At 52.9% G+C, this 22,391-nt stretch carries 22 protein-coding genes and 1 pseudogene; 15 read left to right on the top strand and 8 right to left on the bottom strand.

The genetic code is table 11. The features are described from left to right. From VH187_RS10205 to VH187_RS10160, 10 genes and pseudogenes are all read left to right on the top strand, one after another. Complete coding sequence (locus VH187_RS10205) at positions 1-993, top strand: hypothetical protein (protein ID WP_329701348.1); 993 nt, start codon at positions 1-3, stop codon at positions 991-993. Next, positions 993-2,123 carry a BamA/TamA family outer membrane protein gene (locus VH187_RS10200; RefSeq protein ID WP_329701330.1) on the top strand — a complete coding sequence of 377 codons (1,131 nt, stop codon included), beginning with the start codon at positions 993-995 and terminating at the stop codon, positions 2,121-2,123. The genes VH187_RS10205 and VH187_RS10200 overlap by 1 nt, the downstream gene beginning before the upstream one ends. Next, the gene (locus VH187_RS10195) at positions 2,123-3,229 is read left to right on the top strand and encodes a DUF4056 domain-containing protein (RefSeq protein ID WP_329701329.1); all 1,107 of its coding nucleotides are present in this window, start codon (positions 2,123-2,125) and stop codon (positions 3,227-3,229) included. The genes VH187_RS10200 and VH187_RS10195 overlap by 1 nt, the downstream gene beginning before the upstream one ends. Before the next feature lie 177 nt (positions 3,230-3,406). Continuing rightward, positions 3,407-4,582, top strand: a complete 1,176-nt coding sequence (locus VH187_RS10190; RefSeq protein ID WP_329701328.1) for an OmpP1/FadL family transporter — start codon at positions 3,407-3,409, stop codon at positions 4,580-4,582. A 292-nt stretch (positions 4,583-4,874) separates the two neighbouring features. Further along, the gene (locus VH187_RS10185; protein WP_329701327.1) at positions 4,875-5,948 is read left to right on the top strand and encodes a YncE family protein; all 1,074 of its coding nucleotides are present in this window, start codon (positions 4,875-4,877) and stop codon (positions 5,946-5,948) included. 58 nt (positions 5,949-6,006) lie between these two features. Continuing rightward, positions 6,007-8,196, top strand: coding sequence for a TonB-dependent receptor (locus VH187_RS10180; RefSeq protein ID WP_329701326.1), 2,190 nt, complete (start codon positions 6,007-6,009; stop codon positions 8,194-8,196). Between the two features lie 105 nt (positions 8,197-8,301). Next, positions 8,302-9,693, top strand: coding sequence for a phenylalanine transporter (pheP, locus tag VH187_RS10175; RefSeq protein ID WP_329701325.1), 1,392 nt, complete (start codon positions 8,302-8,304; stop codon positions 9,691-9,693). Positions 9,694-9,788: 95 nt separating this feature from the next. Continuing rightward, on the top strand, positions 9,789-10,145 hold the full coding sequence (locus VH187_RS10170; RefSeq protein WP_329701324.1) for a TehB family protein: 357 nt from the start codon (positions 9,789-9,791) through the stop codon (positions 10,143-10,145). A gap of 2 nt (positions 10,146-10,147) precedes the next feature. Beyond that, a pseudogene (locus tag VH187_RS10165) lies at positions 10,148-10,480 on the top strand (TehB family protein). 10 nt (positions 10,481-10,490) lie between these two features. Beyond that, entirely contained in the window at positions 10,491-10,829 is a 339-nt protein-coding gene (locus tag VH187_RS10160) for a DUF1869 domain-containing protein (protein WP_329701323.1), read from the top strand. A 48-nt stretch (positions 10,830-10,877) separates the two neighbouring features. On the opposite strand, the gene VH187_RS10155 is transcribed toward VH187_RS10160, so the two are convergent. After that, positions 10,878-12,122, bottom strand: coding sequence for a mechanosensitive ion channel family protein (locus VH187_RS10155; protein WP_329701322.1), 1,245 nt, complete (start codon positions 12,120-12,122; stop codon positions 10,878-10,880). Between the two features lie 185 nt (positions 12,123-12,307). Between VH187_RS10155 and VH187_RS10150 the strand changes: the two genes are divergently transcribed. After that, positions 12,308-13,336 carry a DUF2157 domain-containing protein gene (locus tag VH187_RS10150; RefSeq protein WP_329701321.1) on the top strand — a complete coding sequence of 343 codons (1,029 nt, stop codon included), beginning with the start codon at positions 12,308-12,310 and terminating at the stop codon, positions 13,334-13,336. 76 nt (positions 13,337-13,412) lie between these two features. After that, positions 13,413-13,616, top strand: coding sequence for a hypothetical protein (locus VH187_RS10145; protein WP_329701320.1), 204 nt, complete (start codon positions 13,413-13,415; stop codon positions 13,614-13,616). Positions 13,617-13,678: 62 nt separating this feature from the next. Here VH187_RS10145 and nfsB read toward each other — a convergent pair whose 3' ends face one another. The 3 genes from nfsB to VH187_RS10130 all read right to left on the bottom strand — a co-directional run bounded on the left by nfsB (position 13,679) and on the right by VH187_RS10130 (position 15,398). Beyond that, complete coding sequence (nfsB, locus tag VH187_RS10140) at positions 13,679-14,332, bottom strand: oxygen-insensitive NAD(P)H nitroreductase (protein WP_329701319.1); 654 nt, start codon at positions 14,330-14,332, stop codon at positions 13,679-13,681. 119 nt (positions 14,333-14,451) lie between these two features. Next, positions 14,452-14,820 (bottom strand): MmcQ/YjbR family DNA-binding protein, encoded by a 369-nt coding sequence (locus VH187_RS10135; protein ID WP_329701318.1) that lies wholly within the window; start codon positions 14,818-14,820, stop codon positions 14,452-14,454. Further along, positions 14,817-15,398, bottom strand: coding sequence for a TetR/AcrR family transcriptional regulator (locus VH187_RS10130; protein ID WP_329701317.1), 582 nt, complete (start codon positions 15,396-15,398; stop codon positions 14,817-14,819). Before VH187_RS10130 ends, VH187_RS10135 begins: the two co-directional genes overlap by 4 nt. Before the next feature lie 193 nt (positions 15,399-15,591). Here VH187_RS10130 and VH187_RS10125 point away from each other — a divergent pair, with 193 nt between their 5' ends. Together VH187_RS10125 and VH187_RS10120 are read left to right on the top strand one after the other, a co-directional pair. Next, the gene (locus VH187_RS10125; protein WP_329701347.1) at positions 15,592-16,692 is read left to right on the top strand and encodes an MBL fold metallo-hydrolase; all 1,101 of its coding nucleotides are present in this window, start codon (positions 15,592-15,594) and stop codon (positions 16,690-16,692) included. Between the two features lie 32 nt (positions 16,693-16,724). Then, positions 16,725-17,066 carry a RamA family antibiotic efflux transcriptional regulator gene (locus tag VH187_RS10120; protein ID WP_329701316.1) on the top strand — a complete coding sequence of 114 codons (342 nt, stop codon included), beginning with the start codon at positions 16,725-16,727 and terminating at the stop codon, positions 17,064-17,066. 77 nt (positions 17,067-17,143) lie between these two features. On the opposite strand, the gene VH187_RS10115 is transcribed toward VH187_RS10120, so the two are convergent. Together VH187_RS10115 and VH187_RS10110 are read right to left on the bottom strand one after the other, a co-directional pair. Further along, entirely contained in the window at positions 17,144-17,389 is a 246-nt protein-coding gene (locus tag VH187_RS10115) for a DUF1158 domain-containing protein (protein WP_329701315.1), read from the bottom strand. 92 nt (positions 17,390-17,481) lie between these two features. Continuing rightward, positions 17,482-18,597, bottom strand: coding sequence for a YbdK family carboxylate-amine ligase (locus VH187_RS10110; RefSeq protein ID WP_329701314.1), 1,116 nt, complete (start codon positions 18,595-18,597; stop codon positions 17,482-17,484). A gap of 118 nt (positions 18,598-18,715) precedes the next feature. Between VH187_RS10110 and VH187_RS10105 the strand changes: the two genes are divergently transcribed. Beyond that, the gene (locus tag VH187_RS10105) at positions 18,716-19,417 is read left to right on the top strand and encodes a GNAT family N-acetyltransferase (RefSeq protein ID WP_329701313.1); all 702 of its coding nucleotides are present in this window, start codon (positions 18,716-18,718) and stop codon (positions 19,415-19,417) included. Here VH187_RS10105 and entD read toward each other — a convergent pair. After that, positions 19,388-20,050, bottom strand: a complete 663-nt coding sequence (gene entD, locus VH187_RS10100; protein WP_329701312.1) for an enterobactin synthase subunit EntD — start codon at positions 20,048-20,050, stop codon at positions 19,388-19,390. The two genes, VH187_RS10105 and entD, sit on opposite strands and share 30 nt — an antisense overlap. A 60-nt stretch (positions 20,051-20,110) precedes the next feature. Then, entirely contained in the window at positions 20,111-22,336 is a 2,226-nt protein-coding gene (locus tag VH187_RS10095; protein WP_329701311.1) for a TonB-dependent siderophore receptor, read from the bottom strand. Positions 22,337-22,391 lie beyond the last annotated feature (55 nt).

Raw genomic sequence — 22,391 nt, 5'->3', positions numbered from 1 at the left:
ATGAGATGGCGTCAAACTCTGGTCCCGTTGCTGCTGGTGTCTGGGGCGGCCTGCGCCGCGAGTACCCCAACGGCTGATACGTCCACCAACAGTAGCGGCACGGCGGATTCGCCCTCCAGCGACAGCATGTTCCCTATCTGGGGCGATGAAGCCCGCGCCCGCGGTTACTCTATTCCGCTGCCGTTTGGCGTCAATGTTAGCTACATGAATATGCGCCAGAACATCAATGTCGACAGCATTTCGCTTACCGGGCTAAGCCTGGCGGGCAGGCCGTTGCCGGACGACATGTTTGATATCGGCATTGGTGATACTCGTCAACGCAGTGAAACCGAGAATTTGCGCCTCGATATGTGGGTATTTCCGTTCCTCAACGTTTACGGCATTCTCGGGCACACCAAAGGCTCGTCGGTATCGAACATTTCGGTGGACTCAGACCCGTCCCGATATGATGCCGGAACCATTCGTAACCCAAACCCGGACCACATTATTTCGCAGGCCGTCCATGCCGGTTATGAGAGTGGGGCGTTGCAGGATCTTGACTTCAAACTCAATTTTGAAGGCACCACTTACGGCGCGGGTGTGACATTGGCGGGCGGCTACGGTAACTGGTTTACCATTCTGGATACCAACTATACCCAGACCAGTTTTGATATCCTCGACGGCAAAATTTCTGCGCTAACCGTATCACCGCGTGTTGGCTATCGTTTTGAGATGCAAGGAATTTCCGGGCCTTCGCATTTGAGTATTTGGGTAGGCAGTATGTACCAGGATGTGCAGCAGGAGTTTAAGGGCAATCTCTCCGATTTAAACCTGCCTTCTGCCCTGGATAGCGTCGTAGATAACGGGCGCTTTGACGTTAAACAGCACCTGACCTCGCCGTGGAATATGCTGGTGGGCGCGCAGTATGAGATCACCCAGAATTTCAATGTGTTAACCGAATTCGGTTTTAACGATCGCAACAGCTTCTTTATCGCGGGTGAATACCGATTCTGATGAACAGATGGGGAATCATGCTGGCGGGGCTGGTGGGCGCAGGGTTGGCGACACCGGCTATGGCTGAGGTAAGCCAGCAATCTATCGATGATTTTCTCGGGAAACTCGGTGCCGATAACCACTACGATCCCAACAAAGGGATCGACTGGAGCGTGCTGCCGGGGCCGTTTTATACCCCGGAGCTTAAGCTTGGCTTAGGCACGGCGGTCGCGGGGATCTATCGCATGGATCCTCAGGATAAAAAGACGCAAAACTCGTCAATTTCCTTCACCGGCTTTGTCAGTACCAGCGGGGCGTTGGGATTGGGGCTGCATAATTACACCTTTTTCACCGACGATCGCTGGCGCTTTTTTCTGGATGGCGCGGTGGCGAAAGTGCCGACCAAGTTCTGGGGCGTAGGCTATGACGCCGCGCAGGGCAGCTCGCAAAAATACGACAACAATTCCATCGAAGTGCACCCACAATTGATGCGTCAAATTGCGGAAGATTTGTATTTCGGCGTCGGTTGGGATTTCTCATCCATGAACGCCAATGTGGATGAGCGTAAACCCGGAGATGAATTCTCGCAGTATGCGTCTGACACCAACCCGTTAAGTTCTGGGGCGACGGTTAGCATCAATTATGATTCGCGCGACGTCATTACTCAGCCGCATCACGGGCAGTTTATCAGCGTGGAATACAGCTATTTTGACCCATCGCTGGGGTCCGATACCCATTTCACCGCCACCAAATTGCAATATAACTATTACCATCCGATTGATGATAAACGGGTGCTGGCGTTTGATTTATGGGGGCGTTTCACCGACGGCGATGTGCCCTGGGACCGACTTTCTGAGGCGGGTGATGACAATCGACTGCGCGGCTATTATCAGGGGCGCTACCGCGATAACGACGTCGTCAGCGGCCAGGTGGAATACCGACAGAAACTGAACTGGCGACACGGTTACGTGCTGTGGGCAGGCGTAGGTGCGCTCGGAAGTTCGCCATCAAAATTAGATGATAATCCGTTGTTGCCGTCAGTCGGCGTGGGGTATCGTTTTGAAGTGAAGCCGGCGATGAATATCCGGTTAGATTTAGGCTTTGGCCGGGAAAGTGCCGGTTTCTATTTTCAGGTTGCGGAGGCGTTTTGATGCGGGGCTGGCTGTTAAGTCTGTTGTTGGTCACAGGAATGGCGGGAGCGAGCGATACGCTGCTGCCGGTGGAGCAAGCCAGACGCGTCGTGCCCGTCACCGATCATCTGGTGCCGCCGGAGTCGCTGCGTCCCTGCTGCGCTTTTGGCTATGATTTAAACGTGCGGGCCATTGGCGTGCCGATCCCGGTGTATCAAATTGGCAACGTGTTGACGCTCGATACGCTGGGCCACCATCACTACAACGATAGCGCGTTGGCGGCAGTGAAAGATATTGTCGGTATCAACGATGAGAAAAGTGGGTTGATTTATACTCATCGCGGCGGCTTTATTGATATTGCCCATGTGCGCGATACCGCCGATAACACCTTCTATTTGTTCTCAAAAATCTATCCAAAGCTTGGTCAGCAGTGGCGTTTCTTCTATAGCGAAGAACTCGGCCTGCGTCGTATTCAGCTCAAAGCATTCACTCCCCCAGCCGCAATGCCAGAACGTTTTACCCTCGCGGCATGGTTGGCGGGGAAAATCGCCTTTGAACTGGCGCAGTGGCACGAGATTGCGCAGTGGTACGGTTTCCAGTCTGTTCCCGGTTTTTCGGAGGAAATCTCTGCTTTTTCGCCGGAAGATCTCTACTCGAATCTACTCGGCGCGAGGCTTGCGATTAACGTCATTCTTCAGGGGAATGCCGGAAGCATTGATGCTTATAACAAGGCTATGGATGTGCAAATCCACCAGGCATTAGTGGGTCTTGGCGTCGTCACGCGCGAAGAAACGGAAAGAATGTTCCGTGAAGTAGATGGCGACTGGTGGAACAGCAAGCGCCGTGTACCGGATAAATTTTTGGTACTGAAACGCAATTATCATCTCAGCGATAATCGCCTGCCAACGGCAGTGCCGTTCGAAAAGGTTCAGCCGTATGAGCTACATATGCCAGCGACGATGGCCGGTTTTACCCTTTCAGATCTGGGTGAACTGCAAATCTATAGAGGCCACGATATGCAACGTCTGCCGCTGCCCGTAGGACATTACACGCCATCGCAATTCCAGCATCTGGCAGATAAAGCGCAGGCAGCAGACCAGACGCAACTTGATCGTATGCAGAAATAATTCATCTGTTTAATAATAAACAGATCTCTTGCTGAAGAAGTAACCACCCCTTTGCTATCCTTTCGCCCCTTCAAAATGAAGGGGTTATCGGCGCTTTTGCAGTGGCAAAATCACCGTAGATAACTATGCTCTTCTTACTAATAACAATGCATAAACGCTTATTTTGGCAGGTGGCAAATGAAAAAAATCGCCCTCGTATGCTCTGGACTGCTTTGCTCATCGCTTGCACACGCCAGCGCACTCTATTTCTATGAAATTGGTACTGAAGATACGGCACTCGCGGGAGCCGGTCAGGCTGCGCGTGCGCAGGATGCTTCAACAATTGCCACTAACCCAGCCGGGATGACACGTTTACCGGATCACATGATCACGGGTGGATTGCAGGGGCTGGGCGGTAATATTGATTATCAGCTTGATAACGATAACCGTAAAAGCCCGGGCAATGTGATGAACTTCATGCCTAACGGCAGCGCGTTCTACAGCCAGAAAATTAACGATAATCTGTACGCTGGTATCGGCATGTACGGTAACTTTGGTCTGGGTATCGACTTCGGTAACTGGGCTGGCGATGGCTTAATCAAAAAAAGCAGTCTGCTGGCGCTGACCGTCAGCCCCTCTATCGCTTATAAACTGAGCGATAAGGTGTCCATCGGTGCTTCCGTTAACGCTAACTATGGCTTCCTGAGCCTGACGCGTGACGTGAATGGCAGCGATGAAAAGCAGAAAGATCACGACTGGGCGCCAAGCTATCGTCTTGGCTTGTTGATGCAGTTGACTGACCAGACTCGCGCCGGGCTTACCTGGAACAGCAAAACGGATTACGATTTCAGTATCGATGGCAAAGCACGTCTGCCGCAGGGCGACTACAATCTGCCGATTACTGCACAGGTAAATGCGCCGCAGTCACTGATGTTCAGCCTGGTTCACGATATCGACAAGCAGTGGTCGGTGATGGGCGATTTGGGTTGGCAGGACTGGAGCCAGTTTGGCGCGCCTCAGATTCAGGTCAACGGTCAGCAGATGAGCAAAACCAACCGCCTGAAAGACACCTGGCACACCGCAGTGGGCGTACAGTATCGTCCAACGGAGTTGTGGCGTCTTAATGCTGGCGTTGCCTTCGATAGCACGCCGTACCACACACAAAGTGATGTGGCGATGACGCTGCCGACCGGCGACGAATGGCGCTTCGGGACTGGCGCGCAGTACCAGTTGACGCCTGCGAGCAACGTGGGTGTTGCGGTGGAATATCTGCATATGCAGTCGTCGAAAGTGGCTTCGCCTGGCGTGTTCTCCGGCAGCTATGATCATCCGTACCTGTGGTTTGCAAGCGTGAACTACAGCTACCAGTTTTGATGATTCTGCCCGGCGGCGCTGTTACCTGACAGCGTAATTTTTACCCGGCGACAAAGTTGATAAAGCCCGATGATTTTATATCATCGGGCTTTTTTATTGATTAAAGGACGGGTGATTCCGACACACGGAATGCCGCCGCTTAGGATCTCTCTTTACCGCGATATCCGCGTATATCCCCTTACACACACCGCTTTTCCGCCCAATATCCCCTGCATATTTATGCTTGAAGAAATAAAGATAATGCGTATAGTTCTCATTTCTTTTTTTATTTGTGTCTTGCAGGGAACTTTTCATGAAACGTCAACTCACCGCGATGGCCCTGGCTTTCGTGTTGGCGGGATGTGCTTCGCAGAGCACTTCCGTTGTACCAACTGCTTCACAAACTGCAGCGCCTGCTGCCGCTGAAAATCTGACACAACGCGATTTGGCCGCTGGCCTGTATGAAATGGCGTTAAGCCCGAAAGGCGATGCGCTGTATGTTTCCAGCGCCGAAGGTTTTAAAAACGTGCAGGGCGGGGTGGTTTATAAGCTCGATCCTCAGACCCTGAAAACGATCGGCAGCAGCCATACCGATCTGAAAAACTTCGGCATGGCGATTTCTGACGACGGTCAAACTGTGTATGTGACCAACTCACTGGACGGCGGGATCAGCGCCCTGAATACCGCTGATGGCAAAGTGAAAGCCCGTCTGCTGTTCCCGGAGCGGAACGAAAAAGGCCTGCCGTATGGCGCGCGCCAGGTTTTGATACATAACGACACGCTGTACGTCGGTGCGGTGGCTGATCCTGCGGTGATTTGGGTGGTTGATGCGAAAACGCTGAAGCTTAAAACGCGCATCAAAAACACCGGTAAGTGGATGACTGGCCTGCATTACTCCAGCAATACCCAGCGTATTTATGCAGCCAACGGCGGCGGCGAAATACTGGTGATTAATCCTCGTAACAATCGCATTGAACAACGCTGGAAGCCGCTCGGTGATAAACCGGCACTGTTGCTGAATATTGCCGAAGACAACGACACTGGGCGTCTGTTCGTGACCGATAACTCCAAAGCGAAAACCACGCTGGTGCTGGATATTCAGAGCGGCAAAGTAATTAAACAGCTCGATATCGGTGATTCTCTGGGCATCGTTTTCAATCCGAAACGCCATGAAATTTACGTCTCACAGCGCGAAACCGGCAAGGTGCTGGGCCTTGACGCGACCTCATACGCGGTAAAAAAGAGCTGGGATCTGAAACCGAACCCGAACAGTCTGCTGCTCTCTGCCGACGGCCAGACGCTGTATGTCACCGTCAAGCAGGCTTTCAACAAAGACAGCTCTACTGACGGGCCTGACCGCGTCGTGCGCATTGCATTGAATAACTAAAAAAGAGAGGCCCGGCGACGGGCCATTTGAATCACTTAGACTCATAAAAAAGCTAATCATGAATAACACCAACACAACTGCATTTCGTAAAACGCTGCTTGCCCTGGCGATCGGCGCTGTTTCTCACTCCGTTCTGGCGGCTGACGCGACCACCCCTAAAAAAGCTGAAGAAACGATGGTGGTGCAGGCCACCGAAGGCAGCGATTTTAAAGCTGGCGGCGATGACCTGGTGCCGGCATACCTCGACGGACAAATCGCCCACGGCGGGCGCATGGGGATGCTCGGTGAACAGAATGCCATGGATGTGCCGTTCAACGTCATCGGCTACACCTCGAAGTTAGTCAAAGACCAGCAGGCGAAAACCATCGCTGATGTGGTCAGCAACGATGCCAGCGTGCAGCCGGTACAAGGCTACGGTAACTTTGCCGAGACCTACAAAATCCGCGGTTTTGAACTCGACGGCGATGACATGACGATGGGTGGTCTGTCCGGCGTGGTGCCGCGTCAGGTGATGGATACGCAGATGCTTGAGCGCGTTGAGATTTTCAAAGGCGCGAACGGCCTGCTGAACGGTGCATCCGGCAGCGGCGTGGGCGGGATGATAAACCTTGAACCTAAACGCGCAGAAGACACGCCAACGGCCAGCGTCGGCGTGGATTACACGTCGGATTCACAGGTCGGCGGCACGGTTGATCTCGGCAAACGCTTTGGCGATAACAACCAGTTTGGCGCACGGGTAAATCTCGTACACCGTGAAGGCGAAACGGCGATTGATGATGACAAACGCCGCACCACCATGGCCTCGCTTGGTCTCGACTATCGCGGTGATCGCTTGCGCACGTCGCTTGACCTCGGCTACCAGAAGAAAACCTTCCACGGCGGCGAGATGGGCGTCAACATCAGCGGGATTGATTTCATCCCCGATGTGCCGGACACCAGCAAAAACTACAGCCAGAAATGGGGCTACAGCGATATCGAAAGTGAATTCGGTATGGCAAAAGCGGAATACGATCTGACCGATAACTGGACAACCTACGCGGCGTTTGGCGGTCAGCATTCGCATGAGGTGGGTACTTACTCTGCACCGAAGCTGATTGATGAAAGCGGTGATGCGACAGTAGGCCGTCTGGATACCAACCGTATTATCGACGCCTGGAGCGGCATGGGCGGCCTGCGCGGTAATTTTGATACAGGTCCTGTCTCTCACAAAGTTAACGTCGGCTATGCCGCGCAGATTCGTACTGACGCTACCGCGTGGCGCATGTCTGCCAATAACCCGACCACCAACATCTATGACAATCATGAGGTGGCGAAACCGGATAACGCCTATTTTGGCGGCGACTATTTTGACCCGCTGACCACCTCCCGCAGCCGCACGCAGGGCTGGTTACTGGCTGATACGCTCGGTTTCTTTGACGATCAGGTGCTGTTCACCGCCGCCGCCCGTCATCAGAAAGTGGTGGTGCGCAACTACAGCAACGCCACCGGTCTGGAAGACACCTCTTCCCGTTACACGGAAAGCCGCTGGACGCCTACCTACGGCATCGTTTACAAGCCGTGGAAAGAGATATCGCTCTACGCTAACCATACCGAAGCGTTGCAGCCGGGCGATAACGCCCCGAAAGGCGCATCGAACTACGGCGAAAGCATGGGCATTCTGCATTCCAAACAAAACGAAGTTGGCGTGAAGATGGATTACCAGCGCGTGGGCGGCTCGCTGGCGCTGTTTGAAATCAAAAAGCCTTCAGCGTTGCTCAACAGCGATAACAAATACGTACTGGACGGCGAGCAGCGTAACCGGGGTATTGAGCTGAACGTGTTTGGCGAACCGATGCTGGGTTTACGTTTGAACGGCAGCACCACCTGGCTTGATCCGGAGATGACCAAAACCGCAGGCGGCACCAACGACGGGAATAATGCCATCGGTGTTTCCCGTTTCTACATGGTGCTGGGTGGCGAATATGACATCAAACCGGTTGAGGGCCTGACCGCAACGGCGAAAGTAAACCACACTGGTTCGCAATATGCCGATGCGGCCAACACCAAGAAGCTCGACAGCTATACCACGCTTGATCTCGGTGTGCGCTACCGGATGCGCGTCAATGCTGACCAAAACGACATGGTCTGGCGTGTCGGTGTAGATAACGTCACCAATGAGAAATACTGGTCGGGTGTAGAGAGCTACGGCACTTACATTTTCCAGGGCGAACCGCGCACCGTGAAGGTGTCAATGAGCTACGATTTCTGAGTGTGACCGTCATTCCGGCGGGGCGGCTCGCCGGAACGAAACTTGCGACACCTCTTTCGAAGTGTTAAAAGGTGCCCCTTCTAAAAAACGCTACAGGGGAAAGACGTGAAAAACGCGTCATCGGCATCCGACACTTTGCCAACGGATGCGGCGTCGGAGACTCAACCGACGCTTCACCGCGGCCTGCAAAACCGCCATATCCAGTTAATCGCCCTCGGCGGTGCTATCGGCACCGGTCTGTTTCTCGGCATCGGTCCTGCCATTCAGATGGCCGGGCCTGCCGTCATTCTCGGCTACGCCATTGCCGGGATCATCGCTTTTCTGATCATGCGCCAGCTCGGCGAAATGGTCGTTGAAGAACCGGTTTCCGGCTCGTTTGCTCATTTTGCCTATAAATACTGGGGGCCGTTCGCAGGCTTTCTTTCTGGCTGGAACTACTGGGTGATGTTCGTGCTGGTAGGGATGGCGGAGCTGACTGCCGCCGGGATTTATATGCAGTATTGGCTGCCTGACGTGCCGACGTGGGTGTGGGCCGCTGCGTTCTTTGTCATCATTAACGCCGTGAACCTGGTGAACGTGCGGTTGTATGGCGAAACGGAATTCTGGTTTGCGCTTATCAAAGTGCTGGCGATTTTGGGCATGATCGGCTTCGGGCTGTGGATGTTGTTCAGCGGTCATGGTGGTGAGCACGCCAGTTTCGACAACCTCTGGCAGCACGGCGGTTTCTTTGCCACCGGCTGGCACGGCCTGGTGCTGTCGCTGGCGGTGATCATGTTCTCGTTCGGCGGTCTTGAGCTGATTGGTATTACTGCCGCCGAAGCGCGCGACCCGGAAACCTCGATCCCGAAAGCGGTGAATCAGGTGGTGTACCGTATTTTACTGTTCTACATCGGTTCGCTGGTGGTTCTGCTCGCGCTCTATCCGTGGGTGAACGTCAAATCTGACAGCAGTCCGTTTGTGATGATTTTCCATAATCTGGACAGTAACGTAGTGGCTTCTGCGCTGAATTTCGTCATTCTGGTGGCATCATTGTCGGTCTATAACAGCGGTGTTTATTCCAATAGCCGGATGCTGTTTGGCCTGTCTGTTCAGGGCAACGCCCCGAAATTCCTCACCCGCGTGAACCGTCGCGGCGTGCCGGTGAATTCGCTGTTGCTTTCCGGGGTCGTCACGTCGCTGGTGGTGCTGGTGAACTATTTGCTGCCGCACGAAGCTTTCGGCCTGCTGATGGCACTGGTCGTGGCAACGCTGCTGCTGAACTGGGTGATGATTTGCCTCGCGCATTTGAAATTCCGTTCAGCCCAACGCCGGAAAGGGCGTGAGCCGAAATTCCGTGCGCTGTGGGCGCCGGCCAGTAATTACGTCTGCATCGCGTTTCTGCTGATGGTGCTTTGCCTGATGCTGACCATCGATGGTATGCGACTGTCAGCCATCCTGCTGCCGGTGTGGGTCGTATTCTTGTTTGTGGCCTTCAAAATGCTGAGAAAGCGGGCCTGATAAAAAACGCCCCTTTAAGAGCACGGTACGGAAAACGGTGCAAAATAAGGGGCGTAGACTTATGTCTATCCCGTACAAACCCAAGGGGAAAGACAATGAAACTCACTATTCCTGCGAATTATGTGCACACTCGTGCGACCCAATTTTTCGATAACGATACCGCCCCTGCTGCGCTACTCAGCCACCACAACACCAAAGCGGGCGTCTATGGACGCTTATCCGTGATGCGTGGGGCGGTAAAGTATTATGGTTTTCCCGATGCCGAAAGCACCACGCCGGACGTTGAGCTTGTGATTGAGGCCGGGCATTTTGGCATCAGTCCACCACAAAAATGGCACCGTATTGAGCTGCTGACCGACGACACTTATTTCAATATCGATTTCTTCGCTGAACCTGATGCTCAGCTGAGCGGCAAAGGCTTTGGTCAGGTTGTGAACACGCACAAGGAGTAATCATGGAACAGATTCATATTCCTTCGCACTACATTCATACCCGCAGCACGCCTTTCTGGACCAAAGAAACCGCGCCTGCGGGTATCTGGCGCAGACATCTGGATGCGGGCACCCGTCAGGGCGTTTACCCGCGTTTATCGGTGATGAGTGGCGTAATTTTGTATGAGAATTTTGTCGATGAATTCAGTCCGGAACCACTAGAAATGCTGCGAATTGAAACGGGGTAGTTTGGCGTTTTCCCCCCGGAAAAATGGCATCTCATCATGCCGCTGACCGACGAAGTGCTGTTCAGCGTCGATTTCTACGTCGATCCACAAATTTTAACCGAAGAGTAAGGCATTCAGAATGGACAATAATGACGAAAACAAAGGTTACACCTTAGGAGTTCAGCATCGCGCGAGCAAAGCACTAGCCGAAAAAGTGTATCTGAAACCCATGGCGCTGTACGTACCGACTATGGCGAGTCAGGAGGTCACCGCGTTAGTCGAAAGTTTTGATAAAGCACAAGACGGCATGTATGTGCTGACCGTTACCAATAACAATAACGGCGTATCGGTCGATAAAGATTTCAACACGCTGGCAGATCTGATTGATGCGGATAACGCCGCCGATGCGGTAAAAGATCTGATCAATATCGTGCGGGGTTACGACGAAGATGTCGAGCACAACGTCTGCGGTTGGTGAGCGATTGTGCTGAAAAAAGGTCTGAGCATGGCCCAGACCTTTTGCTGTTTATTGTGCAACTGCGCCGGAAAGCGCGCGAATATCATTCCCGGTTGGTGCCTGGTGAATACGCAAGCCAAATTCTTCGACGACGGCAAAAATATGGTCGAAAATATCAGCCTGGATCCCTTCATATTCTGCCCACACCACCGTACTGGTAAAGGCATATATTTCCAGCGGTAATCCGTTCGCGTCGGGTGCTAGCTGACGCACCATCAGGGTCATATCTTTACGAATTTGCGGATGATTACGCAGATATTCATTCAGGTAAACGCGGAACGTACCGACGTTGGTCATTTTACGTCGATTAAGAATCGACTCATCACCGCCTTGCTGTTCATTCCACTGATTGATTTCCTGATGACGGCTGTCCATATACGGCTTTAACAGTTTGGCCTGAATAAGACGCTGCTGTTCGTGCTCATCGAGAAAATGAATGCTGGTGGTGTCGATATTAATGCTGCGCTTAATGCGTCGCCCGCCAGAGGCTGACATCCCGCTCCAGTTTTTAAAGGAATCCGACACCAGTGACCAGGTTGGAATAGTGGTGATAGTGTTATCCCAGTTGCGCACTTTCACGGTGGTCAGGCCAATGTCAGTCACCGCGCCATCAGCGCCGTATTTCGGCATTTCCAGCCAATCGCCTAGCCGCAACATATCGTTAGCAGAGAGCTGGATCCCCGCCACCAGTCCGAGCACCGGATCCTTAAACACCAGCATTAAGACCGCGGCCATCGCGCCGAGGCCGCTTATCAATATCGCTGGTGACTGCCCGAGCAGCAGCGAAATAATCAGAATGCCGACCAGAATGGCACTGACCAGTTTAATCCCCTGGAAAATGCCTTTTAACGGCATATGCGCGGAGAAGGTGAATTTCCGCGAAAGATTCAACAACACGTCGAGCAGCGAGAAAAATGACAGCAGAGAATAGAGCATCACCCACAGCTCGGCGCAGGTGGTCAAAATGTTAGCGGCATCAGTGCCTTTTTTCAGCCACAAGGCGGCCTGAGCCAGAACGACAATCCCCTGAAGCGTAAACGCCAGTCGATGAAATAATTTATTCTGCGTAATGATTTGCAGCCAGAAATGCTGGCTGGCCTGCGCGCGTTTTTCAAAGGTGCGAAGCACAACTTTATGCAATATAACGTGCAGAATAATGGCGGTCAGAAAAATAATACCGAAAACAATGATCAGCGATGTAGTTTGGTTTATCTCAAGGCCCCACTTTTTGAGGGCTACTATAATTTCCTGCATAACGTCTCCTCTTTATCAGCGGTCATGATGACCGCTGAGGAAATGAGATGCAACTTAGTAGGATCTCTGGCGAGAGCAGTGGGTTTCGGTTTTAATGGCGGTTCCGCTGTGTGAAGGCATAAGTCCGGGCACACGCACGCTCGATAGCCCTGTGCCCCAACTCTCTCGAATTATCAAGGAAAGCAATGAACGTTACCCGTAAGCAGGAACGCATTATTCGCCGGGCGTTGGCCAACTGGCAAAGTAGCGGGGCGCTCAGTACCGCTGAGGAAGAACGGCTTGCTGCCACGCTTAAAACACAGGCTTTCGACTGGCGACGTTTGAGCCGTTATGCCTTCTGGACCGCACTGGCCTGCGTGCTGATTGCCCTGGGTAGCCTGTTTGCTGACAGCTATCTGATAGCGGTGCTCTCTTCGCTGTTTTCGCATTCCGGCTTGTTGCGAATCGTCGTGCCACTCTTGATGGCCTTGGCCTGCTATCTCTGGGGATTCAGTCGCCAGCGGCGAGAGACGCAATGGCATTACAGCACCGAGGCGATCCTGTTTCTTGGCGTGGTGTTTACCGCGCTGATGCTCTGGCAAATTGGCGAACGGCTGGATGATGGCAGCGGTCACATTGCGCCGCTGTTTCTGCTCGGCTGCGCCATTTACGCAGCCGTCGGTTGGTTCGGGCGTTCTTCGCTGGTGTGGCTGTTCTTTTTGTTGGCACTGGGCAACTGGTTTGGCGCGGAAACCGGTTATGTATCCGGCTGGGGCGCGTATTGGCTGGGCATGAATTTCCCGATTCGTTTTGTGATGTTTGGCGGAGTATTGCTGGCGGCCTGTTTGCTGCTGAGCCGCATTTTGCAACCGCGAAATTTATTTACCGTCAGTAAAGCAATGGGGCTGACTTATCTGTTCATCGCCCTGTGGATCATGTCGATTTTTGGCAACTACGATCTCGATAGCTGGAGCAGTTCGTCGCATGCGTCACTCTTGCCGTGGGCGCTCTTGTTCGCCGTAGCTGCCGGGATCTGCATCTATATTAGTCTGAAAACCGATGATGGCATGCTACGTGGTTTCGGCCTGACTTTTCTCGCCATCAACCTCTACACCCGTTTCTTCGAATACTTCTGGGAGGGCCTGCACAAAGTGGTGTTTTTCCTGATCCTCGCGATTTCACTGGCGGCGCTCGGTAAATACGCCGAGAAAATCTGGCATGCAGGGCGCGCGTAAATATAAAGGGATTGAACCTCACAGGATCGTGGCGATGGATTATGCTTTATAGGGTTCTGTAAAACAGGCATTAAAAATGAAACTGACACCGTCGCTTATCAAGAAAATGCATCTGATCAGTGCGGGGGCATGGGTTGTACTCGCCATCCCTTCGGTTATCTGGTGGAAAAACAGCGTGCTGTGGGTCATTATCATCAGCATTTATGCCAACGTGGTGGGGCATTTGTCGGGTTACACCGCGGCGCGGGCAGATGAAGCCGCCGAGCAGAATAATGAGTGATCTGCTTATGGTGAATCAAAAAAGGCCGCCTGAACGTCAGGCAGCCTTCTGCTGCTTAAAAATTAAATTACCGTCATCGTGGTGCTCTGCGGCAGACGAGATTTTGGCAATTTCGCGTTAAAGTCTTCGACGCTGTGACGACCCACCGCTACTACAACCACGCTGGTGAAACCTTTTTCGCTCAGACCAAATTCCTGGTCCATAATCGCCGCATCAAACCCTTCAATCGGCACCGCGTCCAGACCCATTGCCGCGACACCCAACAGGAAGTTACCGACGTTCAGGTAAACTTGTTTCTGCATCCAGTGTGCGTCATCGTTCAACTCTTTACGGTGTAAATCGGCGAAGAATACGCGGCCTTTATGGTTACCCGCTTTCGCTTCCGGGGTAGCAAAACGACCATCAACATCTTCCTGATCAACCACTTTTTCCAGCCAGGCATCGTCCATCGCCGTTTTGGCACAGAACACCACGACGTGGGAAGCGTCGAGCATTTTGCGTTCGTTAAAGACGAAACCGCCAGCTGCGGATTTTGCCACGCGCGCTTTGCCTTCGTCGGTGCTGGCGACGATAAAGTGCCATGGCTGCGAGTTGGTGCTCGACGGGCTGAACTGCAACAGCGTTTTCAGGTTTTCGTCCTGCTCAGCAGTGAGTTTTACGCTGGCGTCGAAAGCTTTAGTTGAGTGGCGTTTTAAAGCAACGGAAATGATGTCCATGATAACTCCTCGAAAGATAACAGCCCCTTAGGGCGCATTCAATGGGAGCAGAGTACAGGGAGAAGGGGAAAATGATAAGGGTCAAAAATGCGATAACACTTGTTGTTTTAACGCGATAATCACGTTGGTCGCAGGCGTTTCTGATCGCGTTTCGGCAGCTTATCGACCACGTTGTGCCAGGAATCAGTGATGAGATCTTCCACCAGTTCCGGGCTGATGTCATCGCCGCCGTAAACGGTTATCCAGTGTTTCTTGTTCATGTGATAACCCGGCGTAATGCTTTTATAAATCTCCTGATGCAGCAGGGCTTTTTGCGGATCTGCTTTCAGATTAATCAATGGATTGCCGCGCAGTGTCATGGCGATCATGAAGATTTTACCCTCGACCCGATAAACATCGTATTCGGGGCCAAAAGGCCAGGTTTGCTCGGTGAAGGGCAGTTCCAGTGCGAACTGGTGCGCGTGTTTGACTAACGCGTCGCCGTTCATGCAGCGGTTTCTTCTGCCAACGCCAGCCACATGGCTTCAAAACCCAGCGCGGTTAAATCGTTGGCGCGTTCTGGCTCATGGCTGGCAAATTCAATGGTCGTCTCAGCAAGTGATAAGAACAGCGCATCACCAAAGGCCCGAAAAGCATCTGAGAGAAAAATAGTGCGCACAGAACGCTGACACAGATTGAGCAGTTCCGGGAACATGTCGGTCACTTGCTGTTTGGTCTCAGCGGTAATTTTCTCGCTGACCGCCATACGACGAATCGCTTTGTGGCCGATTGGGTTACGTACACCCCACGAGATGTAGCTGTTCCAGATGCCGCGCGTAAGATCTTTTGGCGTGACCGCCTCGCTAATGCCCGCGAGCATGGTTGCACATAACGAGCTTTTCAGATGCAGGTAAAGCGCGTTCAGCAGGTCGTCTTTGGTAGCGAAATAACGAAACAGCGTCCCCTCTGCAACCCCCGCATTGCGGGCGATCAGGGCCGTAGAAGCCGCAATACCTTGCTGAGCAACAGCAGCCGTAGCGGCTTCCAGTAACGCTTGTTTTTTGTCTTCACTCTTCGGACGAGCCACTACACTTTACCTCTCGGGCGGGGAAAAACAGTGATTGAAACATGCCCATTGCAGCACTTCAACGCTGAATGTCAAAAATTGAAAATCGCCTTGACGGCTTTCTCACTCTTTCTATAATGAGTGCTTACTCACTCATAATCAAGTTTCCCCCAACAGTGTCTCCATTTGGATGGAGCGTGTCGTCGGTCAGGATATGCAGCGTCTTCTTTTAAGTGTGGTCGTCATTATGTTAATTGCCAGTGCAGCAAGTTTACCGTTCGTGTTGAATGCCGGTTTCGGCAAGGCCCCGCAGGGCGCACAGTTGAATGCTGTCGAAGGCTCCGCGCATTATCACGACGGCCAGTTTCACAACCAGCAACCGACCCCGAGCTGGTCAGGGCAGAAAAGCATGCCCCGTGCGATGTGGGAATTTCTGACCACGAAGCGCCCAAATGCGCGCCCGGATGCGCCATTGCCGATGGTGAAAACCGATCTGGCGAGTCTGCCAATACAACAAGAAGTGATGATTTGGCTCGGACATTCTTCATGGTATTTGCAGCTTGCTGGAAAACGCATTCTTATCGATCCGGTGTTCAGCAATTACGCCGCGCCATTTTCTTTCCTCAACAAAGCCTTTGAAGGGGAGTATCCGTGGCAGCCGGAAACGATGCCTGAAATCGACCTGCTGATCATCTCTCACGACCATTACGATCATCTGGATTACGCCACCATTAAAGCGCTGATGCCAAAAATTAAACGTGTAGTGACGCCGCTTGGCGTCGGGTCGCACCTGCGTTATTGGGGAATGGACAGCGCGATCATCACTGAGGCTGACTGGCAGCAACAGGTGAAAATCAGCGACGAACTCACCGTACACGTGCTACCTGCGCGTCACTTCTCAGGACGTGGTCTCAAGCGTAACCAGACATTGTGGGGCAGCTTCATGTTTGTCACCCCTGAGCAGAATATTTATTACAGCGGTGACAGCGGTTACGGCCCGCACTTCAAGGCGATTGGCGAGCAGTTTGGTCACGTCGATCTGGCGATTATGGAGAACGGTCAGTACGACGAAGACTGGAAATACATTCATATGCTGCCGAATGAAACGGCGCAGGCAGCGGTCGATCTTAACGCTCGCGCTGTGCTACCGGGCCACGCCGGACGTTTTGTTCTCGCGAAACACACCTGGGATGACCCGTACAAACAACTGGCGAGTGCCAGTGAAGGGAAAAATTATCGCCTGTTAACGCCAGTACAGGGCGAGCCGGTATGGGTTGCCAACCGCGATCAACAGTTCCATGCCTGGTGGGAATAACCACCGTGCAGTCCAAAGTAGGGGAGGAAGGTATGACGATTTCTGTTCAGGTCATTGACACCATCGTCGAGTGGATTGACGACAACCTGCACCAGCCGCTGCGCATTGATGACATTGCCCGTCATGCGGGTTATTCGAAATGGCACTTACAGCGCCTGTTTTTACAGCAAAAAGGCGAGAGTCTTGGACGCTATATTCGCGAGCGTAAGCTCCGGTTAGCGGCAAAAGATTTACGCGACACCGATCAGCGCGTGTATGACATTTGCCTGAAATACGGTTTCGACTCACAGCAGACATTTACGCGGGTGTTTACGCGGACGTTCAAACAGCCGCCCGGTGCGTGGCGCAAAGAAAATCAGACCCGTGCTCATTAATGCACCGCTCGCAATAGCCCGATAATTCGGGCTTTTTTTTGAGCGTATTTTAAGCGATAAAGGTTATTGTGTCAGTTTCAATGCGTATTCAGGCGACGCCAGACGAAGCGTAGAACGAAGAATTCAATCGCGCCGAGCACTAAAAACCAGATGCAAAACAGAATGGTATACAGCTGACTGAGATCCATCAGATGGAAGGTGCTCACCATTTTCTGCGCTAGCGTCAGCCCAAGAGAAGGCGCTGGCAGCAACAGACAAGACAGAAAAGCCATCAGCAGAATGCCGCCAGCGGTGAGTAAAGATTCAAGCGGATGCTTAGTCATAATGTTCTTCAAAGAGTTCTGAATGGACTGGCCAGGTTCTAAAGTAAGTACGCATTTTCGCTCACCCAAGGAATAATGAACAGTCCAAAAAATCACGCCGCCCAAATCTCACAATGCTTTTCGACAAGCGAAATCAACGACCCGCCATCGGCTATAAACTCGCGCATCCGGTCGGCTTCGCTATGCCCCTGTTTCACTAGCCGGGCAAGATCGTCAACGGCACTGCTGGCCTGGAGCGTATCCGCCCATGGCGCAACATTGTCCAGCAAACGCTGAATGTCATCGGCAATCGTGCATTGCTTGCCGGTGTAAACGTCCGTCAGCATGCCCGTAAGCCCATAACGGCAGGCCTGAAAGCGGTTAAATTTATACAGCAGATAGTCTTGCTCCTGATGTTTGAACGGACGCGTTTCCAGCAACCAGCAGGAAATAGCCTGAATCAGCCCGGCAATATTCACCGCATGGGCGAGCGTCAGCGGCGTATCCATGACGCGCACTTCCACGGTGCCAAAATGTGGACTCGGGCGAATATCCCAATGAATATCTTTAATGCTGTCGATGGTATCGGTGTAGCAGAGGCGGCGAAAAAGCCCTTCGAACTCTGGCCAGTTGGACACCCACGGCATCGGGCCCATATCAGGAAAGGCAGAAAAAACGTTTAGACGCGAAGAGGCAAATTTGCTGTCAGCGCCTTGTAGATAAGGGGACGCGGCACTTAATGCAATCAGATGTGGCACATAGCGCGAAAACCCATGCAGCAGATAAATTGCGTCATCGCCGTTGGTACAGCCGACATGAACATGCTGACCAAACACCGTCGCCTGCTGAATGAGATACCCGAATTGCTCCAGTGTGCGCAGATAGCGCTCGTTATCGCACACCTCCTGACGCTGCCATTTCTGGAATGGATGCGTCCCGCCGCCGCAGATTTGCACATGCTGGCGCGAAGCGGCTTCCAGCACCGTCTGGCGAATCGCGGAAAACTGGGTGCTGGCCTGATGAATATCGTGACAAACCCCGGTGGCAATCTCCAGCATGCTTTCGGTGATATCGTGTTTGATCTCACCGACGCTCACCGCCTCTTTAATCTGCGCAATCAGCGCCGAAGAGTCCTGACTCAAATCGAAACCCGGCGGGTTCACCACCTGCAATTCCAGTTCAATGCCGAGAGTATAAGGATCGGAAACATGAAAATCGGGTAGCGACATGGCGGTATCCAATGATGGTTTTTTGTCAGTATAGGAGAGTCTCGCTTCGTTGCTGAATCTGGGCTGTCGTCGGACCTCCGTGCTATAACAGAGGCAAACAATAGCGTCAGGGGGTTGCGTGGCAGAACTTAATGAGTATGGGCAGTTGGTGGGCGATCCAGTGCCCAACTGGCAGGGCGCGGGACTGTTGATGCGCAAGCTGTTACAAGGCAGAAGTTGTCGACTCGAACCGATGAATACCACACAGCATGCTGCCGATCTATTTGATGCATTTGCTCAAGCCGAAGATGAACGCGACTGGACCTGGCTGGGCAGCGTACGTCCGATCTCTGTGGCGGCCACCGAAGTCTGGCTACAAGGTAAAATCGATGATGCCGGACTGGTGCCGTTTGCGGTGATTGATGTGCATACCGGGCGCGCGGTGGGTGTGGTGTGCCTGATGGCAATCGATCGCGCTAATGGCACGGTTGAAATCGGACACGTCAGTTGGTCTGCACGCATGAAGCGCAGTGTGATAAGCACTGAAGCAGTCTGGCTGTTGCTGCGCGAAGCCTTCGCCTGCGGTTATCGTCGTGTTGAATGGAAATGTGATGTGCTAAATACCGCGTCACGGCAGGCGGCGGAGCGCATCGGTTTTACCTTTGAAGGCCGTTTCCGTCAGCGCATGGTGCGCAAAGGCCGTAATCGCGACAGTGACTGGTTGTCGATTATTGATGGCGAATGGCCTGCGCTTGATGCCGCCCTTCAGGGCTGGCTTGCGCAAAGCAATTTTGACGCTAATGGACAGCAGTTACGCAGGCTGGAGAGTTTCCGTCAATAGCGTGATGACTCGTTGACCGTCCTGATGCCAGACCAGGTCAAAACAGTGTCTGCCAAGAGCGGGGGAGAAGCTCTCGTCTACATGCAGCGTAATGTGCTGGTCGTTTAGCGCAACGATTTGTGCCGAAGCAAATCCCGGCAGCCCGTCAGTCGCAAATGAGAGGGCTTTGTACAGACTCTCTTTTGCGCTAAATACCAGGGCTAGCGCCAGCGGAAAGGGCAGACTGCATTCTGTTAATACTGCACGTTCTGCCGAATTAATGATGCTATTGGCGATCTTTTTTGTCAGCTCCGTGCTGAATATTCCTTCCAGATCGATACCCACAGCTTCCCGTGCCACCACTGCCAACGCTGTTGTACCACTATGGCTGATACTGCCGTACCAGCCTGGTCGCCACAGGGGTTGACGGTTGTCGCCGATATTCGGGATCTGCCGAAGGCCATGCTCTTTCAAGGCATGAAAGGCTGCTAACCGACCCGCCAGATGTTCAGCTTTACGCTTTTTCCCTGCAGGCAGCAGTTTGATATGGTGAGGCAGCCAGAGAAGATCGGCGTCGGTAAACGTCGTGGGATCGAAATCGATGCGATGAACGGTAATGTTGGCGAGAGTAAACGTGCTGTGATGCGTTTGCATGTGTTAGCTTCCTTTCTTATTGGCCCTCCCCGATAAAGCGAGAGGGCCAGCCATTCAACCTTAGAAGTGTGTATTGACGCTCATATAGTACGTACGACCCGACTCGTTGTAGGTTTCGGCTCCAGCGCCATACATATAGCCCGTCGCGCCGCCTGTGGTCTGGGCGTTGCCCGCACGCCAGTGACGTTTGTCGAACAGATTATCGATACCCGCGGTGAAGCTGACGTATTTCGTCGCATCCCAGGTGCCGCTCAGACCGACAATACTGTAAGGGCTGACTTCGTTCAACTCGCTGCCCGTCGCTGGTTGGCCTTTGTAGTTGTACTTTTTCGGTTGCTGCTTGCCATACCAGGTGAAGGTCGACTGCACGGAGAAGTCCTGATACATCTGCCAGCTCAGGGTTGAGTTCAGTGTATATTCCGGAATAACCGACAGGCGATCGCCAGTCTCTTTATTCTTACTTTGCAGCATATAGGTGATGTTGTTGGTCCAGTTGATGCTTTCACTTACTGGCACATTCAACGTTCCTTCCAGACCTTCCACCACTGCTTTTGGCACGTTCTCCCACTTATAAACATCAGTGCCGTTGCCGTTGGTGTACACCGAGGCATAACCTGCTTCAATCTTGTCGCGATAATCGTTACGGAACCAGGTCGCGCCCGCCAGCCAGCCGTCATGTTTAAATTCCAGACCGACTTCTTTATTGATGCTGGTTTCTGCTTTCAGGTCTTCATTTCCTTGCAGATAACAGCCGCTGGTGCTGGCGTAGCAGCCCTGACCTTTACTGTAGAGAATGTAGTTCGGGTTGGTCTGATACAAGCTCGGGGCTTTATAGGCCCGCGCGATGCCCATTTTCAGCGTGAAATCATCGCCTAAACCTTGTGACAGGTTCAGCGACGGACTCCAGTTATCGCCAACGATACTGTGATGATCGAAGCGCAAAGCCGGCGTTAGCATCGTGGAATCGGTCACTTCGATATTGTCTTCCGCAAACAATGAGAAGATTTCCGCTTGTGAATACGGGCTGCGATCAGTGCTGCTATAACCCGGGATCGTGCCGCCCATAAAGGTCTGGGTATTAGAGCCCATATCCTTCATCTTCTGCTGGTTCCACTCGGTGCCGAGCGTCAGCGTCTGGTTGAAGACGACATCAAGAGGCAGGTTGATTTCGCTGTGCAGCAGCACATCGTCCAGATCGATATCAACAAACTTATCGGAGTTGAAAATCCCTTCGGTCCCGCCCGCCAGACCTTCGCCTTTACGCGAGTTGCGAGTGTGTTCGTACTGCGCCCAGGTGCTGGTGGTGATGCCGTTATCCCAACCGCCATTCCAGGTCAGCGCGAAGTTTTGACGGTACAGACGGTTGGTCTCTTTGCCGTAGTTTTCCTTCACGAAATTGTTGGTATTGGTGTTCTGCGTATCCCCGGCGTAAAGGTTATTCTGACGGGTATAGCCCGCTTCCAGCTCCAGCGACTGCATCGGCGCGAAGTCCCAACGCAGCAGGCCGTTAATGGCTTTGTTCTCAACCCCTTCGCGCCCGGCGGGCAGGGTGTTCTGGTAGATGCCGGTACGTTCAGATTGATGACCCTGGTTGATGTCCCAGGCGTCGGCCTGTGTTTTATCGAGGTTACCAAACAGGCGGAAGCTGAAATCGCCGCCCATCGGGCCGGTCAGGCTGAAGTTGGTACGTTTAGTGGAACCTTCTTCATTGTGTTCCGGCAGGTTCATGTAGGTGTCCCATGAGCCGTGCCACTCGTTGCTGGCTTTTTTGGTGATGATGTTCACCACGCCGCCCGCCGCACCGTTACCGTAACGCGCTGCTGCCGGGCCACGGATCACTTCAATGCGCTCAATCATTTCTGGCGGCACCCAACCCGTATCGCCACGTGTATCGCGCTCGCCGCGCCAGCCCAGACGCACCGAGTTACGGCTGGTGACCGGTTTACCATCAACCAGAATCAGCGTGTTTTCCGGGCCCATGCCACGAATATCAATCTGGCGGTTGTTGCCGCGCTGGCCGCTGGTGGAGTTCCCGGTCAGGTTCACGCCTGGCATGGTGCGGATAATTTCAGACACGTCACGAGCGGGCGGTCTTTTCCGAATTTCATCAGCGGTAATGGTGGAAACGCCCGGCGCCTGCAGGTTCTGCTGCGCGGCGGTGACCACCATCGTTTCTTCTGCTTCTGCTGTTTTTGCCTTTGCGGTCTCTTCTGCGTGCAGAGGGAATGCCACCCCGTAAATACCAAGATTAACCAGTAAGGTCAGGGACTTAAGTTTGTTATTCATTGTAAGCCAACATCCTGCTGTAAAAGTAAAAACCTCGTCATACGTCAGAGGTTAC

Origin of the sequence: Scandinavium sp., from assembly GCF_036271055.1 — a bacterium.
GTDB lineage: Bacteria > Pseudomonadota > Gammaproteobacteria > Enterobacterales > Enterobacteriaceae > Scandinavium.
This window is presented reverse-complemented; position numbering and strand designations above follow the sequence as displayed.

Excerpts from the sequence above, each read along its gene's own strand:
- VH187_RS10200 (WP_329701330.1), top strand. The coding sequence starts at position 993 with ATGAACAGATGGGGAATCATGCTGGCGGGGCTGGTGGGCGCAGGGTTG.
- VH187_RS10135 (WP_329701318.1), bottom strand. The coding sequence starts at position 14,820 with ATGAACGGCGACGCGTTAGTCAAACACGCGCACCAGTTCGCACTGGAA.
- VH187_RS10195 (WP_329701329.1), top strand. The coding sequence starts at position 2,123 with ATGCGGGGCTGGCTGTTAAGTCTGTTGTTGGTCACAGGAATGGCGGGA.
- VH187_RS10190 (WP_329701328.1), top strand. The coding sequence starts at position 3,407 with ATGAAAAAAATCGCCCTCGTATGCTCTGGACTGCTTTGCTCATCGCTT.
- VH187_RS10155 (WP_329701322.1), bottom strand. The coding sequence starts at position 12,122 with ATGCAGGAAATTATAGTAGCCCTCAAAAAGTGGGGCCTTGAGATAAAC.
- VH187_RS10170 (WP_329701324.1), top strand. The coding sequence starts at position 9,789 with ATGAAACTCACTATTCCTGCGAATTATGTGCACACTCGTGCGACCCAA.
- VH187_RS10115 (WP_329701315.1), bottom strand. The coding sequence starts at position 17,389 with ATGACTAAGCATCCGCTTGAATCTTTACTCACCGCTGGCGGCATTCTG.
- VH187_RS10145 (WP_329701320.1), top strand. The coding sequence starts at position 13,413 with ATGAAACTGACACCGTCGCTTATCAAGAAAATGCATCTGATCAGTGCG.
- VH187_RS10205 (WP_329701348.1), top strand. The coding sequence starts at position 1 with ATGAGATGGCGTCAAACTCTGGTCCCGTTGCTGCTGGTGTCTGGGGCG.
- VH187_RS10120 (WP_329701316.1), top strand. The coding sequence starts at position 16,725 with ATGACGATTTCTGTTCAGGTCATTGACACCATCGTCGAGTGGATTGAC.
- VH187_RS10185 (WP_329701327.1), top strand. The coding sequence starts at position 4,875 with ATGAAACGTCAACTCACCGCGATGGCCCTGGCTTTCGTGTTGGCGGGA.
- VH187_RS10180 (WP_329701326.1), top strand. The coding sequence starts at position 6,007 with ATGAATAACACCAACACAACTGCATTTCGTAAAACGCTGCTTGCCCTG.
- VH187_RS10125 (WP_329701347.1), top strand. The coding sequence starts at position 15,592 with ATGCAGCGTCTTCTTTTAAGTGTGGTCGTCATTATGTTAATTGCCAGT.
- VH187_RS10160 (WP_329701323.1), top strand. The coding sequence starts at position 10,491 with ATGGACAATAATGACGAAAACAAAGGTTACACCTTAGGAGTTCAGCAT.
- VH187_RS10095 (WP_329701311.1), bottom strand. The coding sequence starts at position 22,336 with ATGAATAACAAACTTAAGTCCCTGACCTTACTGGTTAATCTTGGTATT.
- VH187_RS10110 (WP_329701314.1), bottom strand. The coding sequence starts at position 18,597 with ATGTCGCTACCCGATTTTCATGTTTCCGATCCTTATACTCTCGGCATT.
- entD (WP_329701312.1), bottom strand. The coding sequence starts at position 20,050 with ATGCAAACGCATCACAGCACGTTTACTCTCGCCAACATTACCGTTCAT.
- nfsB (WP_329701319.1), bottom strand. The coding sequence starts at position 14,332 with ATGGACATCATTTCCGTTGCTTTAAAACGCCACTCAACTAAAGCTTTC.
- VH187_RS10150 (WP_329701321.1), top strand. The coding sequence starts at position 12,308 with ATGAACGTTACCCGTAAGCAGGAACGCATTATTCGCCGGGCGTTGGCC.